At 40.9% G+C, this 2,170-nt stretch carries 2 protein-coding genes and 1 pseudogene; 2 read left to right on the plus strand and 1 reads right to left on the minus strand.

What is annotated here, in order from left to right:
* Both ATS71_RS19230 and dapD read left to right on the plus strand, forming a co-directional pair.
* Positions 1–384 (plus strand): annotated as a pseudogene (locus ATS71_RS19230) ([protein-PII] uridylyltransferase); the annotation flags it as partial.
* A gap of 10 nt (positions 385–394) precedes the next feature.
* On the plus strand, positions 395–1,222 hold the full coding sequence (dapD, locus tag ATS71_RS16025; RefSeq protein WP_058405714.1) for a 2,3,4,5-tetrahydropyridine-2,6-dicarboxylate N-succinyltransferase: 828 nt from the start codon (positions 395–397) through the stop codon (positions 1,220–1,222).
* Positions 1,223–1,350: 128 nt separating this feature from the next.
* On the opposite strand, the gene ATS71_RS16030 is transcribed toward dapD, so the two are convergent.
* Positions 1,351–2,170, minus strand: an 820-nt coding sequence (locus tag ATS71_RS16030) for a DUF2804 domain-containing protein (RefSeq protein ID WP_235591516.1), incomplete at its 5' end; no start/stop codon positions are given.

Here is a 2,170-nt window from a genome sequence, read left to right on the forward strand (position 1 = left end):
GCAAGCAGCCGTTCGCAATCGATTAAACGCGGCCTTGAGCAAGCACTTAACGACCCACGTAAAAAAATTCGCTTTAAAAAGAGCCGCTCGCAACGTTTTAAAGACTTTAACATTAAGCCTAAAATAGTGCTTCGCCCTCATGCCCGTAAAGATCGCAGCTTAATTGAAATACAAGCTGTTGATATACCGGGCCTACTAACCAAAATAGCCGAAGTTTTCCAAGCACATTTACTACACATTCACGCAGCCCGAATCACGACGGTAGGTGAACGTGCAGAGGATTTCTTTGTTGTATCTAATAACGAATATCAAGCGCTAACCGATGAAGAGCAAGCAAAAATTCATCAGGCATTGCGTAAAAAATTCAACGCCGAAACAGAATAAGAGGACATACATGTCAGATTTAAAAACAATGATCGAAAATGCATGGGATAACCGTGACAGCATTAGCCCAAGCACAGTATCTAGCGACGTAAAACAAGCTATTATCGACGTATTAGAGCTGCTCGACAGCGGTGCAGCCCGTGTAGCTGAAAAAATATCAGGCGAATGGGTTGTACACCAATGGCTTAAAAAAGCCGTATTACTGTCGTTTCGTATTCGCGACAATCAACCAATGAACGATGGCGTAAACCAATTTTATGACAAAGTGCCGCTTAAATTTAGCGACTACACGCCGGAGCAATTTCAGCAAGGCGGCATGCGCGTAGTACCAAACGCAGTAGCCCGTAAAGGCAGCTTTGTAGGTAAAAATGTCGTGCTTATGCCATCGTACGTAAACATTGGCGCCTACGTTGACGAAGGCACCATGGTAGATACATGGGCAACTGTAGGCTCATGTGCACAAATTGGTAAGAACGTACACTTATCTGGCGGCGTTGGCATTGGCGGCGTTTTAGAGCCACTACAAGCTAACCCAACCATCATTGAAGACAATTGTTTTATTGGCGCACGTTCTGAAATTGTTGAAGGCGTAGTAGTAGAAGAAGGCGCTGTGATTTCAATGGGCGTTTATATCAGCCAAAGCACCCGTATTTATGACCGTGAAACCGGCGAAATTCACTACGGCCGCGTACCAGCAGGCGCAGTAGTTGTGCCAGGTGCATTACCATCAAAAGATGGCACTCACAGCCTATACGCTGCAATTATTGTGAAAAAAGTAGATCAACAAACACGTGAAAAAGTAGGCATTAACGCCCTACTTCGCTCGATTGATGATTAATAAGAAACAAATAACATTAGAATAAATTATTGATGAAAAAATAAGGCTCTGAACTTCTTTAATTTAGAGCCTTATCTTTTTCATTCGTAGTTATGATTAACTTTACGTTAATACCCAAAAAAGTACATCTACCATTTTGAATAATGATCTTCCACTAAGCCCCACTGCCCGTTAAGTATTATCACTTCATTTGGAAGTGTTATTTCACCGAAGTAACGACCAATTTTTTGTGTGAAATTCGTCGCCACAATGAGTAAGTTCGTTTTATCAAAGCGGTGACTTACAGGTTCAAAAATAAGATTAATCATGCCGTCGTTTGAGTGGAGTTCCCACTTAGCACAATCAGTTTTATCGCCATAACGGTTAAATTTAAAATCAACCATATCAATTTTGTATAGCTTGCCGTCAAGCCAAATGGCATTTTCAGTAAATCCTGTTTCAATTACACCTGCTGAAAGGTTTAATCCTAAATTGCGTCCACCTGGTAATTTACAGGCAAGGCTTGCCCAATTCCAAAACGTTTCACGACGCATATAGCCTGCACTCCAATCTACACAGGCAAGTGCGTTCATACTGCTAAAATCGTAGCGGGTATTATTTAACATAAGCGTACCATGGCAATTTAGCCCTGCTGACTTTTGGGTAAAATGAAAACCTGCATAACCAGCCCGTGCACATACACTCAGAGGAATATAATTATCTGACTCGTTAATTATTGCATCAAGAGACAGTGTGGTGCTTATTTTAACTGTTACCTTTCGCTCTCCGGGCCTGTCTGTTGTATTAATGTAAACGCTATTATTACCCTTTTTAAAATAACTATTGCCTGAATTTGGCTGAGGCTCAATGAGCGTGTCTTTAGAAAATAGATTTACAAAGCTGTACTCGTTTAGCTGATTTGTTTTTAAATTATAAACATAAACAAAGCAGTTACTGGCAATTTTCAGA

The organism is Pseudoalteromonas sp. H71 (assembly GCF_001468485.1).
Taxonomy (GTDB): domain Bacteria; phylum Pseudomonadota; class Gammaproteobacteria; order Enterobacterales; family Alteromonadaceae; genus Pseudoalteromonas.

Excerpts from the sequence above, each read along its gene's own strand:
- dapD (WP_058405714.1), top strand. The coding sequence starts at position 395 with ATGTCAGATTTAAAAACAATGATCGAAAATGCATGGGATAACCGTGAC.